The sequence below is a fragment of the Stenotrophomonas bentonitica genome, assembly GCF_002887735.1.
GTDB lineage: Bacteria > Pseudomonadota > Gammaproteobacteria > Xanthomonadales > Xanthomonadaceae > Stenotrophomonas > Stenotrophomonas bentonitica_A.
This window is the reverse complement of record NZ_PKQP01000002.1, coordinates 474,951-491,174: the sequence shown is the minus strand read 5'-3', so window position 1 is coordinate 491,174 and position 16,224 is coordinate 474,951. Positions and strand designations below refer to the sequence as shown.

Below are 16,224 nucleotides of genomic sequence, written 5' to 3'. Positions count from 1 at the left end.
CAGCCCATGTCCGAGAACGAACAAGCCGGCGAAAAGACCGAGCAACCTACCGAAAAACGCCTGCGCGATGCCCGGGAACAGGGCAACATCCCGCGTTCGCGTGAGCTGGCGACGGCGGCTGTGTTCGGTGCCGGTGTGCTGGCGCTGATGGCCTTCTCCGGCACCATCGCCCGCAACGCCAAGACCTGGATGCAGGTCGCGCTGAGCCCCGAGCCGGGGCTGCGCCTGCATCCCCAGGCGTTGTTCGGGCACTTCGGCGAATTGATGCTGCGCTTGCTGGTGGCCATGTGGCCGCTGCTCGTGATCTGTCTGCTGGCCTGCTTCCTGTCGCCGGTGGCGATGGGCGGGCTGCGCTGGTCGAACAAATCGCTGATGCCCGATTTCAAGCGGCTCAGCCCGATGGCCGGCATGAAGCGCCTGTATGGCCCGGAAGCGATTGCCGAGTTCACCAAGTCCCTGCTGCGCATCGCCTTTGTCGGCACCGCCGCCGGGCTGGTGGTGTGGCACGGCATCCGCCCGCTGCGCGACCTGCTCAACCAGCCACTGGAGGCCGCGATGATCCACGGCCTGGGCTTCACCCTGAAGCTCATGCTCGCCACCGGCGGCGCAATGATGCTGCTGGCCGCCATCGATGCCCCGTACCAGCGCTGGAACTGGATGCGCAAATTGAAGATGACCCGTGAAGAGCTGCGCCGGGAAATGAAGGAGAGCGAGGGCAGCCCGGAGGTCAAGGGCCGCATCCGCCAGCTGCAGCAGCAGATGTCCAACCGCCGGATGATGGAAGCGGTGCCCACCGCCGATGTCGTGGTGGTCAATCCCACCCATTACGCGGTCGCCCTGAAGTATGAAGGCGGAAAGATGGGGGCGCCCACCGTGGTGGCCCTGGGCGTGGATGAAACCGCCCTGCGCATCCGTGAGGTGGCCGACGGCAACAAGGTCGCCATCGTCTCCGCCCCGCCTTTGGCACGCGCCTTGTATCGGGAAGGTCAACTTGGAAAGGAAATTCCCGTGAGACTGTATTCGGCCGTGGCCCAGGTGCTCTCCTATGTCTACCAGCTGCGCGGCTGGCAGAACGGCCCGATGCCGGCAGCGCCCAGCATCGACATCGATGAATTCGGCAAGGGAGGCCGCCCATGAGCGCGCAGCCGGCCGGCATGAACGCGCGCCGCGCGCTGGACATGATCCGCCACGGGCTGGGTGCCCCGCTGATCGTGCTGGCCCTGCTGGCGATGGTGGTGGTGCCGCTGGCACCGCCCGTGCTGGATGCGCTGTTCACCTTCAACATCGCCATCTCGCTGATGGTGCTGCTGGCGGTGGTCTATGTGAAGCGCCCACTGGACTTCACCATCTTCCCGATCGTGCTGCTGATCACCACGATGCTGCGGCTGGCGCTGAACGTGGCCTCCACCCGCGTGATCCTGCTGCACGGCCAGAACGGCCACGAGGCCGCCGGCAAGGTGATCGCCTCGTTCGGCGAGTTCGTCATCGGCGGCAACTACGCGGTCGGCATCGTGGTGTTCGCGATCCTGACCATCATCAACTTCGTGGTGATCACCAAGGGCGCCGGCCGCGTGTCCGAAGTGACCGCACGCTTCATCCTCGATGCCATGCCGGGCAAGCAGATGGCGATCGACGCCGATCTCAACGCCGGTTTGCTGACGCGTGAAGAGGCCAAGGCCCGCCGCGAGGAGGTCCGTGAGGAAGCTGACTTCTACGGCGCAATGGACGGTGCCAGCAAGTTCATCCGCGGCGACGCGATCGCTGGCATCCTGATCCTGTTCATCAACCTGGTCGGCGGCCTGGCGGTCGGCGTGCTGCAGCATGGCATGCCCTTCGGCGATGCCGCCGCGACCTACACCCTGCTCTCCATCGGTGACGGCCTGGTGGCCCAGCTGCCGGCCCTGCTGGTGTCCTCGGCGGTGGCCATGCTGGTCACCCGCGCCTCGCGCTCGCAGGACATGGCCCAGGCCATGATGGGCCAGGTATTCGGCCAGTACCGCGCACTGACCATCGCCGCAGCGATCCTTGCAGTCGTCGGCCTGGTCCCGGGCATGCCCAACGTCGCCTTCTTGACGCTGGCCGCGATCCTGGGCTTCATCGCCTGGAAGGCGTGGAAGAAGAGCACCGCCCAGGGCGCGGCGGCTGATTCCCCGGCCGCCAACCGCCCCGACACCCTCGGCCTGCCCGGTGCAGCGCCCTCGCCCACCGCCGAGCTGACCTGGGACGAACTGCGCCCGGTCGATCCGCTCGGCCTGGAAGTCGGCTACCGGCTGATCCCGCTGGTGGACAAGAACCAGGGCGGCGAGCTGATGGCCCGGATCAAGGGCGTGCGCCGCAAGCTCACCCACGACATCGGCTTCCTGATTCCCTCGGTGCATATCCGCGACAACCTGGAACTGCCGGCGACCGCGTACCGCCTGCTGATCCACGGGGTGCCGGTGGCCACCGCAGAGATCCATCCCGACCGCGAACTCGCGCTGGACCCGGGCAGTGCGCTGGGCACGCTGGAAGGCATTGCCGGCAAGGACCCCGCCTTCGGCCTGGATGCCACCTGGATCCAGCCGCACCAGCGCGCCAATGCCGAATCGATGGGCTACACCGTGGTCGACCCGGCCACCGTGGTCGCCACCCATCTGTCGCACCTGATTCGGGAGCACGCCCCGGAGCTGCTCGGCCACGAGGAAGTGCAGCAGCTGCTGGCCAACCTGGCCAAGAGCGCTCCCAAGCTCGTCGAAGATCTGACGCCCAAGTCGCTGCCGCTGTCGGCCGTGGTGCGGGTATTGCAGAACCTGCTGATCGAGCGCATCCCGATCCGCCAGCTGCGCAAGATCGTCGAATCGTTGGTGGAAAGCGCGCCGACCAGCCAGGACCCGGCCGTGCTCACCGCTGCCGTGCGCAACGCGCTGGGCCGTTTCATCGTGCAGGAGATCGCCGGGATGTCGCCGGAGCTGCCGGTGTTCACCCTCAACCCGCAACTGGAACGGGTCTTGCAGGAGTCCACGCAGGGCAACGGCGCCGCGCTGGAACCCGGACTCGCCGAGCGACTGCATCAAAGCCTGGCCGAATGTGTCGGCAAGCAGGAAGCGAAGAACGAGCCCGCGGTCGTGCTGGTGCCTGGCCCGGTACGTGCGGCGCTGGCACGGCTGGTACGCCACAGCGTCCCCTCGCTGTCCGTACTCGCCTACAGCGAGGTGCCCGAGGACAAACGGTTGAAGCTGGTCGGCACGATCAGTTGAGCCGGACACCCGACGGTACCGCGACAGAAAACAGACACCTCATTCGATTTCACCGCAGCAGGAAATAAAGGGACTCCCTGACCGTGCAGACCACCGACAACCAGCGTTTCCCTTCCACGACTCCGCCGCCCCAGTCCCGGTACCACAGCATGAAAATCAAACGCTTCGTCGCCTCCGATATGCGCTCGGCCATGAACCTGGTGCGCAAGGAACACGGACCGGACGCAGTGATCCTGTCCAACCGCCGGATCGAGGAAGGTGTCGAAATCGTGGCGGCGGCCAACTATGACGAAAGCGCCGTGCAGCGTGCGCTGGAAGCGGCCCGCAAGGACGTGGCCCCACCGCCGGTGCCGCGCCCGCGCAGCGCCGCCGATGCCGTGATCGCCGCCGTGACCCGCCGCAGGGCCCCGGTCGCCGCGCCCGAGCCGGTGGCCGCGACCACCTCGGCCGTCGCCGCGCTGGCCCGCGCCGCCGTCGGCGCCACCGGTCGCACCCTGGATACCGCCAACGAGATCGTGCCACCGCCTGGCAGCAGTGGCTTCGCCGCCACCCTGGCCCGTGCCAGCGTCGGCCCGGCCGTCAACGAACCGTCGCTGCCGGAGCAGATCTTCGCGCCGTTCAATGTCGAGCAGGCCGCGGCCGCGTCGCCAGCGCTGCTGCAGCCTGAGCCGCCTGTCGCCGAGCCCAGCGTGGCGGCCGTGAACCCGCCGATCAACCGCGCGCGCTTCGTCATCGACCCGCCGATGGACGACGAACCGCACTTCCAGATGCACGTGCCGGCCGCCGCCGTGGCGATGCCGCCGCTGCCGGTCAGCGTCACCGTGCCGCCGGCCCTGCCCGCGGCCGAGAGCGTCGTGGCAGCGCCGGACACGGTCGCCCAAGCCCGTACCGAAAACCCGGCGCCCGCCGTTGTCGCCGAACCGGCGCAGGCCCAGCCCCAGCCGGCCGCCGAACTGGTGGTGGTGCAGCGTGATGACGAAGAGATCCGCCAGCTGCGTCACGAAGTGGCCGGCATGCGCCATGTCATCGAGCGCGAGATGAACCGCTTCACCGACGAGCGCCTGCGCGGCTCGCCGGTCCGCGCTGCCGCACTGGACCTGATGGACGAGTACGGCTTCGATGCCGGCATCAGCCGCGACGTGGCGATGCAGATTCCGCTGGACACCGAAGCCCACCGTGGCCGCGGGCTGATGCTCGGCCTGCTCTCCAAAAAGCTGCCGATCGCCCCGGTCGACCCGCTCGAAGCCGGCGGCGTGATCGCCCTGGTCGGCCCCACCGGCGCCGGCAAGACCACCACCATCGCCAAGCTGGCCTCGCGCTTCGCCGAGGCGCATGCGGCCCGCGATGTCGCCCTGGTCACCACTGATACCGGCCGCATTGGCGCCCGCGAGCAGCTGTACGGCTTCGGCCGGCAGCTCGGCATCGCGGTCCATGAAGCCAGCAGCGGCAGCGATCTGAACCAACTGCTGGAGCGCCTGAAGGACTACAAGCTGGTCCTGATCGACACCGCGGGCCTGGGCCCGCGTGACCGCGCCCTGGCCGCCCAGCTGCAGTGGCTGCGCGCGGCCCAGCAGATCCGCACCCTGCTGGTGCTGCCGGCCAACACCAGCTTCGGCGACATGGACGAGGTGGTCCGCCGCTTCAGCGCCGCCAACCCGCAGGGCGTGGTGCTGAGCAAGCTCGACGAGACCGGCCGCTTCGGCAGCGCCCTGTCGGTGGCCGTGGACCACCGCCTGCCGATCACCTGGGTCACCGATGGCCAGGACGTTCCTGAAGACCTGCACCGTGCCAGTGCGGCCAATCTTGTACTTCGCCTTGAAGATTTGCGCCGCGCGGCCGATATGCCCTGCAACCCGGAGTTGAACCATGCCGTCGCGTGAGTACGCCAAGCTGACCAAGACCTTCCCGTTGTCGGCTACCCGAAGCCAGCCGCTGGGCCCGGTCCGCACCATCGCCGTCACTGGCGGCAAGGGCGGCGTGGGCAAAACGAACGTTTCGGCCAATCTGGCCGTGGCGCTGGCAGACATGGGCAAACGCACGCTGCTGCTGGACGCCGACCTCGGCCTGGCCAACATCGACGTGATCCTGGGCCTGCAGCCGAAGGTGACCCTGGCCGACCTGGTCGCCGGGCGCTGCACGCTGGAAGAAGTGATCATGGAAGGCCCCGGTGGCGTGCTGGTGGTCCCGGCCGCCTCCGGCCGCCGCCACATGGCCGAACTGCAGCCGGCCGAACACGTCGGCCTGGTCAATGTGTTCTCCGAGCTCGAGCGCGAGCTGGACATCATGATCGTGGACACCGCCGCCGGCATCACTGATGGCGTGCTCACCTTCTGCCAGGCCGCGCAGGACACCGTGGTGGTGGTCTGCGACGAGCCGGCCTCGATCACCGATGCCTACGCCCTGATCAAGGTGCTCTCGCGCGAGCGCGGCGTGGACCGGATCCAGGTGGTGGCCAACATGGTCCGCGACCCGAACGAAGGCCGCGTGCTGTACGAGAAGCTATCCCGCGTGTGCGAGAAGTTCCTCGCCGATGTCTCGCTGAACTACCTGGGCTGCGTGCCGCAGGATGACTGGCTGCGCCTGTCGGTGCAGCGCCAGCAGCCGGTGGTGAAGGCCTACCCCTCCAGCCCGGCCGCCCTGGCGCTGACCGAAATCGCGCGCCGCACCGCCCGCTGGCAGGCCCCGACCGAGCCGCGTGGCGGGGTCGAGTTCTTCCTGGAACGCATCCTCAAGCAACGCGGGGTGACGGTATGAAGGGCGCAGCACAATACAAAGAGGTCCAGCGGACCGCGGCCAACGAGTGCATTGCCCAGCACTCGGACCTGGTCCGGCGGATCGCCCACCATCTTGCCGCGCGCCTGCCGGCGAGCGTGGAAGTGGACGACCTGATCCAGGCCGGCATGATGGGCCTGATCGAGGCCTCGCGCAGCTACGACGCCGACCAGGGCGCCTCGTTCGAGACCTACGCCTCGATCCGTATCCGCGGCTCGATGATCGACGAGATCCGCCGGGGCGACTGGGTGCCGCGCTCGGTGCATCGCCGTGCCCGGGATGCCGCCGCCACCATCCGTCGCCTCGAGCAGAGCACCGGCCGCGCCGCCAGCGCCACCGAAGTGGCGGCCGCGATGGACATGCCGCTGCCGGATTACCTGCGGCTGATGGAAGACGCCTCGCGCGGCCAGGTGCTGAGCCTGGAATCGCGGATCGAAGACCAGGGCGAGCTGGACACCGTCGCCCAGGGTGGCCCGACCCCGCAGCAGGTGCTGGAACGCGGCGAGTTCGGGCGCGAGCTGGGCAACGCGATCGGCCTGCTGCCCGAGCGCGAACAGCTGGTCCTGTCGCTGTACTACGAGCAGGAACTGAACCTGAAAGAGATCGGCGCCGTACTGGGTGTCAGCGAATCGCGCGTGTGCCAGATCCATGGCCAGGCCGTGCTGCGCCTGCGGGGCCGGCTGAAGATCTTCGAGGCGGCAGACGCCGGCCTCGAGAACCATTGAAATCGAGGAAAGTGCTTTGAACAAGAACATGCGTATCCTGATCGTCGACGACTTCTCGACCATGCGTCGTATCGTCAAGAACCTGCTGGGCGATCTGGGCTTCACCAATACGGCCGAAGCCGAGGACGGGCATGCCGCGCTGGCGATGTTGCAGAGCCAGCCGTTCGATTTCGTGGTCACCGACTGGAACATGCCGGTGATGACCGGCATCGACCTGCTCAAGGCGGTGCGTGCCGATGCCAAGCTCAAGACCCTGCCGGTGCTGATGGTGACCGCCGAAGCCAAGCGCGAGCAGATCATCGAAGCGGCCCAGGCCGGCGTGAACGGCTACATCATCAAGCCCTTCACCGCGCAGACGCTGGAAGAGAAGCTCGGCAAGATCTTCGAACGCCTGGCAGCGAGCGCCTGATGGAGACCCTGAGCGACAAATCCGCGCTGGTGCAGCGCCTGCAGGATGCCCTGGCCGCGCTGGAAAGTGGCGACGAAGCCGGCTGGCGCCGGGAAATCGACGCCCTCGCCGCGCTGCGCACGCAGCCGATGATGGCCGGCCTGAACCGCCTGGCCCGCGAACTCGGCCAGGCCCTGGGCGAGCTGCCCAGCCTGCCCAGCGAAGCCGGCGAACTGGATGACGCCTGCGCGCGCCTGGACCACGTGGTGGCGATGACCGAACAGGCCACCCACCGCACGCTGGACCTGGCCGAGGAGTGTCGCTCGCTCACCGAACAGCTGCGCGCCAACGGGTTGACGCCCGACCAGGGCCAGCAGCTCGACCGGATCCGCCACAACCTCACCGAAATCGCGCTGACGCAGAGCTACCAGGACCTCACCGGCCAGATCATCCGCCGCGTGGTGGGGATCGTGCGCCGCGTGCATGAAGGTTTCGGTGCGCTCGGTCTGCCGCCACAGGAAGACGAGAAGAAGCGCGACAACAACGGCCTGGCCGGCCCGGCCGTGAACGGCCTGGATCGCCATGCGGTGTCACAGAACGACGCCGACGACCTGCTCTCGGACCTGGGACTGTAACGATCATGAGTGCTGTTCCAGACGATATCGCTGCCGACTTCATCCTCGAGGCCCAGGAAATCCTGGACCGCCTCGGCGAACAGCTGGTGTCGCTGGAGCAGGCGCCCCAGGACGCGGACCAGCTCAACGCCGTGTTCCGCGGCTTCCACACGCTCAAGGGCGGTGCCGGCTTCCTCGGCATCCAGGCGATGGTCGAACTGTGCCACGCGGCCGAGGAAACCCTCGGCATGGCGCGTTCGGGCCAGGCCACGCTGCAGGCGCACCACTTCGACGCGGCCCAGCAGTCGCTGGACTACCTGCAGTCGATGCTGGATTCGGTCTCGGCCGGAACCGAGCCGGGCTATGCCCCGCCGGAACTGATCGCCCAGTTCGACGTCAACGGTCCGGCCACCCCGACGCCCGCGGCTGCCGCCAGCGCCGGCAGCGGCGGTGGCGAGCTGATCACCGATGATGAGTTCGAAGCACTGCTCGACCAGTTGCATGGCGGCGCCGCGCCGACCGCGGTGGCCGTGTCGAAGAAGGACGACGGCCTGATTGGCGAAGACGAGTTCGAAGCCCTGCTTGACCAGCTGCATGGCGGCGCCGTTCCCGGTGCCAAGGCCATTGCCGCTGCGCCCGTGCCTGCCGCGCCCCCGCGCGCCGTGGCCGCCCCGGCGGCGCCGAACGCCAAGCCGGCCCCAGCCAAACCGGTCGCCGAAGCCGAACACACCGTGCGCGTGGATACCAAGCGCCTGGATGCGATCGTCAACCTGATCGGCGAGCTGGTGCTCTCGCGCAACCGCCTCAAGACCCTGCGTGCGCGCCTGCACGATGAAGAACTCGACCGCGCGGTGTCCACGCTGGACATCGCCACCGCGCGCCTGCAGTCGGCGGTCATGCGCACCCGCATGCAGCCGGTCGGCAAGGTGTTCTCGCGCTTCCCCAAGGTGGCCCGCGATGTCGCGCGCTCGCTGAAGAAGGAAGTCGAGCTGGAGCTGATCGGCGCCGAAACCGAGCTGGACCGCAACCTGGTCGAAGCACTGGCCGATCCGCTGGTGCATCTGGTCCGCAACGCGATCGACCACGGCGTGGAAATGCCGGAGCTGCGTGAAGCCCAGGGCAAGCCGCGCAGCGGCCATGTGCGCCTGTCGGCCCAGCAGGAAGGCGACTACGTCAGCATCGAGGTGCAGGACGATGGTGCCGGCATCGATCCCGAACGCCTGCGCCAGAAGGCGCGTGAGAAAGGCTTGATCGATCCGGAAGCGGCGGCTCGCCTGAGCAGCGAAGAATGCCTGCACCTGGTGTTCCTGCCCGGCTTTTCGACCAAACAGCAGGTCACCGACATCTCCGGCCGCGGCGTGGGCATGGACGTGGTCCAGTCGCGCATCCGCGAGCTGAGCGGCCAGATCCAGATCCAGTCCGAACTGGGTCGTGGCAGCCGCTTCATGATCCGCGTGCCGCTCACCCTGGCGATCCTGCCGACCCTGCTGGTGCAGGCCGGCGAAGACGTCTACGCCCTGCCCCTGGCCCGCGTGATGGAGGTGCTGCATGCGCCCAACAGCTCGCTGGGCTGGTTCGATGGCCGCGCCGTGCTGGACCGCAAGTCGCACACGCTGGCCCTGGTCGATCTGCGCCACTGGCTGGATGTGGAGCCGATGCCGTCCTCGCTGCTGACCATCGTGGTGCTGCAGGCCGGCGAAGCCCGCTTCGGCCTGGTGGTCGACCAGGTGCGCGGCCGCGAGGAAGTGGTGATCAAACCCCTGCCCAAGGCGCTGCGTGGCCTGCGCGGCTATGCCGGTGCCACCCTGATCGGCGATGGCCGGATGGCGCTGATCCTGGACGTGGATGGACTGCGCACCCACCACGATTGACCGCGTGAAAGTGTGACCGCCGCATCACTGGATTCCTTCGGCGTCTCAAGTCCCATTCATACAAGCCGATAACGGACCCATGGACAGACTCAGCCTCATTGGACTATTCCTCGCGTTGGCCTCGCTGGTCGGCGGCAGCATCCTCAAGGGAGCCGGTCTGGCGTCGCTGTGGTCGCCGGCCGCCTTCGTGATCGTCATCGTCGGCACCATCGCCGCGATCCTGCTGCACACCTCGCCGGCAGTCTTCAAGCATGCGTTCAAGATCGTGCGCTGGGTGATCCGGCCGCCGAGCAGTGACCGTCGCCAGTTGATCCAGCAGATCGTGGAATGGAGCAACATCGCCCGCCGCCAGGGCTTGCTCGGCCTGGAAGCGCAGGTCGACGCCCAGGACGATCCGTTCCTGCGCAAAGGCCTGCAGCTGCTGGTGGACGGCGTCGAGCCAGAGACCATCCGGCACATGATGGAGATTGAACTGAGCAGCCAGGAAAGCCAGGACCTGGCCGCCTCCAAGGTGTTCGAGGGCATGGGCATCTACGCCCCGACCCTGGGCATCATCGGCGCCGTGCTCGGCCTGATCGCGGTGATGAAGAACCTGGCCGACCCGAGCAAGCTCGGGCATGGCATCGCCGCGGCGTTCACCGCCACCATCTACGGCATCGCCTCGGCCAACCTGCTGTTCCTGCCGGTTTCGGCCAAGCTCAAGAGCGTGATCCATCACAACAGCCGCGACCGCGAGATGATCATCGAAGGGCTGATCTCCATCGCCCAGGGCGAGAACCCGCGCAACATCGAAACCAACCTGTCCGGGTTCCTGCACTGACATGGCCCGCCGCAGGCACCACGAAGAGCACGCCAACCATGAGGCCTGGGCGATTCCCTACGCCGACCTCATGACGCTGCTGCTCGCCTTCTTCGTGGTGATGTACGCCATCTCCTCGCTCAACGAAGGCAAGTACCGGATCATGGCAGACGCGTTGACCACCGCCTTCGGTGGCGCGCCGCGCACGATCAACCCGGTGCAGGTCGGCAACCAGCAGGTCCAGGGCGGTGGCTGGGACAGCCCCTCGGTGATCAGGGCCGGGACCAAGATCGGCCCCTCCGCCCCCGCCCCCAGCAACGACCCGACCCTGCTGCCGGCGATGGCCTCGCAGATGCGCATGCCGGTCTCGATCCGCAACCAGGAACAGCTGCAGCGTGCCGAGCGCCAGCTCAACGGCATCGCCGACAAGCTCACCGCCACCCTGGCACCGCTGATCGAACGCGGCATGATCACCGTGCGCCGCACCGAGTTGTGGATCGAGGTGGAGATCAACAGCGACATCCTGTTCCCGACCGGCTCGGCCACGCTGGATGTTCACGCGCGCGACACCCTCTCCAAGCTGGCCGAAGTGCTGCGTGACGCGCCCAACGGCGTACGCGTGGAAGGCCATACCGACAACATCCCGATCGCCACCTCGCTGTTCCCCTCCAACTGGGAGCTCTCGGCCGGACGCGCGGCAAGCGTGGTGCACCTGTTCGCCGACCAGGGCCTGCAGCCGGCACGCCTGGCGATGGTCGGCTACGGCCAGTTCCGCCCGCGCGAAGACAATGCCAGCGCCGAAGGCCGCAACCGCAACCGGCGGGTGATGGTGATCATCCTGGCCGACACGGCGCAGAGCATCGACCCGATCACCGACCGCCTCAGCGCCGACGCCGACGCCACCGATGCCGCCAAGGCGCCCAGCGCCGGCAGCCCCGTTACCCCCATTACCCCCATCGCACCGGTGCAGTTGCCACCGGTGCCGGCCGGCAGCCGCGTTGGCGCCGCCGTTCCGCCCGCAATGAAGGAGTGAACCGCATGCGTATCTGGGCTGTTGCCAATCAGAAAGGCGGCGTGGGCAAGACCACCACGACGCTCGCACTCGGCCGCGGCCTGGCCACGCAGGGCCACCGCGTGCTGTTGATCGATCTGGATCCGCATTCCTCGCTGACCCGCGCCTTCGGCGTGCCGTTGGATCCGCCGCCGCAGGGTGTGCTGGAGCTGTTCGCCACGCCGCCGGCCGAGCTGCCCACCCTCGCCCGCCACAGCGACATCCCGGGCCTGGACTACGTCTGCGCACAGGCGGCACTGGCCACGCTGGAACGGCGCAGCGCCAACCAGCCGGGCCTCGGCCTGGCCCTGCAGAACGCGCTCGGCCGTCACCAGGGCCAGCATGACTACATCCTGCTGGACTGCGCGCCCACCCTGGGGCTGTTGATGATCAACGCACTGGCCGCGGCCGACCGCCTGATCATCCCGACCCAGGCCGAGCCACTCGCCCTGCATGGCCTGGATGGCATGGTCCGCACCGGCGAGATGGTCGAGCGCTCGCGCCGCCGCGCGCTGCCGATGTCGATCCTGCCGACCCTGTTCGACCGCCGCACCCGCGCCGGCAACGAGACCGTCAAGCTGATGCAGGACAAGCATGGCCATCGCGTCTGGGAAGACGCGATTCCGGTCGATACCCGCATCTGCAATGCCGCCAGCCTGACCGTGCCGCCGCAATCGGAGGATTACCCCGGCCGTGGCCTGGCCGCGTATCGCCGCGCGCTGGAATGGATCCTGGCCGACGATGCACAGCAGATGGAGCGCGCGGCATGAACACCACCGGCGTGCTCGACGATTACCTGGAGCAGCTGCTTGGCGACGCGATGCCGCCGCCGGCAGCGTCACCGGTGGCCGTCGCGACGGCCGACACCGTCGAAGCGACCGGCGGCCTCGACGCTGCACCTGCGACTGTCGAAACGGCCAGCGCCGACGCGGCGCCGGCCACCGACGAACAGACCGCCGCTGGTACAGCGCCGGCGGCAGACGACCCGGTTGTCCCGCCAGGCTTCCGTGACCTGCTCAATGAGCTTCGCGACGATCCGCTGCTGAGCGGCGCCATGACGCTGCCCACGGCGGGCGTTGCACTGGACGCCGAGACAGCCTCGCTTGCCATCAGCGCGCCGGCACTGGGATTCGACGACCTGCTCGACGAACTGCGCAACGATCCGCTGCTCAGCGGCGCGATGCCCGCGCCCGACGAAGAAGCGCGCCCCAGCTGGGACGACCTGCCGCCCGAGGTCGTCTACGAAACCGATCCCATGCCCGCAGGCGCCAGCACGCCGGCCGAATTGCCCGCGCCTGTCGCGCCCCCCGCCCCGGCCCTGGCGCCGGGGCAGGTGCCGGCGCCCGAGTCCGCACCGCCCGCCGCCGCGCCAGCCGCCCGCGCACCGATTGCCCGGCAGATGCCCTCGATGCCGCCCATGCCGGCGGCGACCAGTGCCCGCGCCGGCACGCCCTCATTGGCACAGAGCCGGCCCGGCAGCTGGGAAGAGTTGCAGCGCCAGGCACGCGACCCGGCCTCCAGCCCGCGCGAGAACCGCCGCGCCAGCGAGCGCACCTCGCGCTGGCTGCGCCTGCGCTGCGGCGCCCAGGCCTACGCGCTCGAACTGCTCAAGGTCCAAGAGGTGGTCCTGCCCGTGCCTCTGCTGCCCCTGCGCGGCACCTCCCCGGCGATGCTGGGCATCATGAACCTGCGTGGCCAGGTCGTGCCGGTAATGGACCTGGGCCTCCACCTGGGCAGCAGTGCGGCCGGCAATGACGCCAACACCCGCATCGTGGTGCTGGAGGAGAACGGCGAGACCATGGGCCTGCGCGTATCGGCCGTGGAGGATGTCGCCAATCTCACCGATTCCCAGATCGAGCCCCCCGATACCGCCCGCATCTGCCAGATCTCCAACGACCTGTTCCGCGGCGTGGCCCGGTGCGGCGCCCAGCCGATGATCCTGCTGGACGCGACCCAGTTGCTGAACTGACCGGCACCCACGCGATCGCCCACGCCGCCCCTAAAGCTTTGTGGGTTCGGGCCGTTATCTCTCTCGGAACCGTTTGTCCGGAGCAATGATGAGCACTGTGGCCCTGGGTGATGATCTCGGTATCGAGACCAGCACCGAGCTGAAAACACGTTTGGCCCCCCTGGTGGATCAGGCCGGCGATCTGACGCTGGATGCCAGCCAGATCGGCCGTATCCATACCGCCTCGGTGCAGGTGCTGTGCGCATTCGTCGAGGCCCGCCGCAAGGCCGGGCATCCCACCGGATTCTACGGTTGCACCGCAACCTTCCGTGATGCCGCACGACTGCTCGGCGTCACCCAGGCCCTCGGCCTGGATGCACCCCATGACAACCTGAAATCTGTGGAGAACGCTGCATGAGCGCACGTATCTTGGTGGTGGACGATTCGGCGTCGATGCGCCAGATGGTCTCTTTCGCCCTCACCTCGGCCGGCTTTTCCGTCGAGGAAGCCGAAGACGGCGCGGTCGCCCTCGGTCGTGCCAAGGGCCAACGCTTCAACGCGGTGGTCACCGACGTCAACATGCCGAACATGGATGGCATCTCGCTGATCCGTGAGCTGCGCCAGCTGGCCGAATACAAGTTCACGCCGATGCTGATGCTGACCACCGAATCGGCTGCGGACAAGAAGTCCGAAGGCAAGGCCGCCGGTGCCACCGGTTGGCTGGTCAAGCCGTTCAATCCGGAACAGCTGGTGGCCACCGTCCAGAAAGTCCTGGGCTGATCCCGCTTCACCTTTCCCTCCCCTCGCAACCGGACACCCCGCACCATGAGCATGGATCTGCAACGTTTCCACGCCACCTTCTTCGAAGAAAGCCGCGAGGGGCTGGATGCGATGGAAGCTGGCCTGCTGGCGCTCGAATCGGGCCAGCAGGACCCGGAGATCATCAACTCGGTGTTCCGCGCCGCGCACTCGATCAAGGGCGGCGCCGGCACGTTCGGCTTCGATGCGATCGCCGCGCTGACCCACGTGCTGGAAACGCTGCTGGACGAACTGCGCGCCGGCAAGCGCGCGCTGGAGCCGGCCGCGGTGGACGCGATGCTGGCCTCGGTGGACGTGCTGCGCGCCCTGCTGCGTGAAGCCGAGCACGGCCAGGCAGCCGATCCGCAGGCGGTTGCCGAGGTCAAGGCGCGCCTGGAAGCGGTGCTGTCCGGCCAGGCCGCCGCAGCGGCGCCGGTCGCCGCCGCCAAGGTCGATGACACCCCCGAGGCGTGGCAGATCGGCTTCGTGCCAGCACCGTCGCTGTTCATGAGCGGCAACGACCCGCTGCGCATCATCCGCGAGCTTGAACACCTGGGCTCGCTGCAGGTTGCCGCGCGCCTGGACCGCCTGCCCGGCTTCGACCAGCTCGATCCGCTCGAAGCGCACCTGGCCTGGGACCTGGGGCTGGTCGGCAAGGTGCCGCGCAGCAAGATCGAAGATACCTTTGCCTGGGTCGTGGACGACTGCGAACTGGACATCCGTCCGGCCGCGCCGCCGAGTCTGGCCACCAGCGCGCCGGCCGAGGCCAAGCCTGCCGTCGCCCCCGCCATCGCTCCCGCCGCACCGGCCGCAGCAGCACCGGCCACCGCCGCACACGAAGCTGAAACCTCGATCCGCGTCAGCGTGGACAAGGTCGATGCGCTGATCAACCTGGTCGGCGAACTGGTCATCACCCAGGCCATGCTCAAGCAGGTCTCGCACGCACTGGATCCGGCACAGGCCGAGCAGTTGCTGACCGGGCTGGACCTGCTGGAACGCAATACCCGCGATCTGCAGGAAGCGGTCATCGGCGTGCGCATGCTGCCGGTGGATGCGGTGTTCCGCCGTTTCCCGCGCCTGGTCCGCGATCTCTCTTCGCGCCTGGGCAAGCACGTACGCCTGCGCACCATCGGCGAAGGCACCGAGCTGGACAAGGGCCTGATCGAAAAGATCGCCGACCCGCTGGTGCACCTGGTCCGCAACTCGATCGATCACGGCCTGGAAATGCCGGACGTGCGTCGCGAGGCGGGCAAGGACGAAACCGGCACGATCACACTAGCCGCCTCGCACCAGGGTGGGCACATCGTGATCGAAGTCAGCGACGACGGCCGCGGCCTGAACCGCGACAAGATCCTGTCCAAGGCGCTCGAGCGTGGCCTGAGCGTGCCGGACAACCCCACCGACGCGCAGGTGTGGGACCTGATCTTCCAGCCGGGCTTCTCCACCGCCGATGCCGTCACGGATCTGTCGGGGCGTGGCGTCGGCATGGACGTGGTCCGCCGCAACATCCAGGCACTGGGTGGTGAGGTGCAGCTGGAAAGCCAGGCCGGCAACGGCACCCGCGTGCTGATCCGCCTGCCGCTGACGCTGGCGATCCTGGATGGCATGACCGTCTCGGTGGCCGGCGAAACCCTGATCCTGCCGTTGGCCTACGTCCTCGAAGCCCTGCAGCCGCAGGCCGACGATGTGCGCACCATGGCCGGCGAAGGCCGCGTGCTGCGCGTCCGCGGAGAGTACCTGCCGATCCTCTCGCTCAGCGAGTACTACGGCTACGGTGGGCGCGCGCTGGACGATCCGCTGGTGGTCGTCGTCGAGGGCGATGGCCAGAAAATCGCGCTGGAAGTGGACGAACTGGTCGGCCAGCAGCAGGTGGTGGTCAAGAACATCGAGAACAACTACCGGCGGATCAGCGGCGTGTCCGGTGCAACCATCCTGGGCGATGGCCGGGTCGCGTTGATCGTGGACATCGGCGGCCTCGTGCGTTCGCTCAAGGTGCCGCAGGCCGCGTAACGCCGCTGCCAT

General features: G+C 68.1%; 15 protein-coding genes. All 15 read left to right on the top strand.

Annotated elements, in window-relative coordinates; genetic code table 11:
• Positions 1-6 precede the first annotated feature (6 nt).
• The 15 genes from flhB to C0R07_RS06495 all read left to right on the top strand — a co-directional run bounded on the left by flhB (position 7) and on the right by C0R07_RS06495 (position 16,212).
• Positions 7-1,137 (top strand): flagellar biosynthesis protein FlhB, encoded by a 1,131-nt coding sequence (gene flhB / locus C0R07_RS06565; protein WP_102788454.1) that lies wholly within the window; start codon positions 7-9, stop codon positions 1,135-1,137.
• Entirely contained in the window at positions 1,134-3,236 is a 2,103-nt protein-coding gene (gene flhA, locus C0R07_RS06560) for a flagellar biosynthesis protein FlhA (protein WP_102788453.1), read from the top strand. The genes flhB and flhA overlap by 4 nt, the downstream gene beginning before the upstream one ends.
• A gap of 149 nt (positions 3,237-3,385) precedes the next feature.
• Positions 3,386-5,116: a flagellar biosynthesis protein FlhF gene (flhF, locus tag C0R07_RS06555; RefSeq protein WP_102788512.1), complete on the top strand. Its 1,731-nt coding sequence runs from the start codon at positions 3,386-3,388 to the stop codon at positions 5,114-5,116.
• Positions 5,103-5,990 carry a MinD/ParA family ATP-binding protein gene (locus tag C0R07_RS06550; protein WP_019182906.1) on the top strand — a complete coding sequence of 296 codons (888 nt, stop codon included), beginning with the start codon at positions 5,103-5,105 and terminating at the stop codon, positions 5,988-5,990. The genes flhF and C0R07_RS06550 overlap by 14 nt, the downstream gene beginning before the upstream one ends.
• The gene (locus C0R07_RS06545; RefSeq protein WP_019182907.1) at positions 5,987-6,733 is read left to right on the top strand and encodes an RNA polymerase sigma factor FliA; all 747 of its coding nucleotides are present in this window, start codon (positions 5,987-5,989) and stop codon (positions 6,731-6,733) included. The genes C0R07_RS06550 and C0R07_RS06545 overlap by 4 nt, the downstream gene beginning before the upstream one ends.
• 16 nt (positions 6,734-6,749) lie before the next feature.
• Positions 6,750-7,142: a chemotaxis response regulator CheY gene (cheY, locus tag C0R07_RS06540; RefSeq protein ID WP_019182908.1), complete on the top strand. Its 393-nt coding sequence runs from the start codon at positions 6,750-6,752 to the stop codon at positions 7,140-7,142.
• Positions 7,142-7,756 carry a protein phosphatase CheZ gene (locus tag C0R07_RS06535; protein WP_070427319.1) on the top strand — a complete coding sequence of 205 codons (615 nt, stop codon included), beginning with the start codon at positions 7,142-7,144 and terminating at the stop codon, positions 7,754-7,756. Before cheY ends, C0R07_RS06535 begins: the two co-directional genes overlap by 1 nt.
• A gap of 5 nt (positions 7,757-7,761) precedes the next feature.
• Positions 7,762-9,606 carry a chemotaxis protein CheA gene (locus tag C0R07_RS06530; protein ID WP_046273860.1) on the top strand — a complete coding sequence of 615 codons (1,845 nt, stop codon included), beginning with the start codon at positions 7,762-7,764 and terminating at the stop codon, positions 9,604-9,606.
• A 79-nt stretch (positions 9,607-9,685) separates the two neighbouring features.
• Positions 9,686-10,426: a flagellar motor protein gene (locus C0R07_RS06525; RefSeq protein WP_019182911.1), complete on the top strand. Its 741-nt coding sequence runs from the start codon at positions 9,686-9,688 to the stop codon at positions 10,424-10,426.
• 1 nt (position 10,427) lies between these two features.
• Positions 10,428-11,438, top strand: a complete 1,011-nt coding sequence (gene motD, locus C0R07_RS06520; RefSeq protein WP_102788452.1) for a flagellar motor protein MotD — start codon at positions 10,428-10,430, stop codon at positions 11,436-11,438.
• A 5-nt stretch (positions 11,439-11,443) separates the two neighbouring features.
• Positions 11,444-12,226, top strand: coding sequence for a ParA family protein (locus C0R07_RS06515; protein ID WP_070427596.1), 783 nt, complete (start codon positions 11,444-11,446; stop codon positions 12,224-12,226).
• Positions 12,223-13,425: a chemotaxis protein CheW gene (locus C0R07_RS06510; protein WP_102788451.1), complete on the top strand. Its 1,203-nt coding sequence runs from the start codon at positions 12,223-12,225 to the stop codon at positions 13,423-13,425. The genes C0R07_RS06515 and C0R07_RS06510 overlap by 4 nt, the downstream gene beginning before the upstream one ends.
• A gap of 88 nt (positions 13,426-13,513) precedes the next feature.
• Entirely contained in the window at positions 13,514-13,822 is a 309-nt protein-coding gene (locus C0R07_RS06505) for an STAS domain-containing protein (RefSeq protein ID WP_102788450.1), read from the top strand.
• Entirely contained in the window at positions 13,819-14,184 is a 366-nt protein-coding gene (locus C0R07_RS06500) for a response regulator (RefSeq protein ID WP_019182916.1), read from the top strand. The genes C0R07_RS06505 and C0R07_RS06500 overlap by 4 nt, the downstream gene beginning before the upstream one ends.
• Before the next feature lie 45 nt (positions 14,185-14,229).
• Complete coding sequence (locus C0R07_RS06495) at positions 14,230-16,212, top strand: chemotaxis protein CheA (protein ID WP_070472006.1); 1,983 nt, start codon at positions 14,230-14,232, stop codon at positions 16,210-16,212.
• The last annotated feature ends 12 nt before the right edge of the window (positions 16,213-16,224 follow it).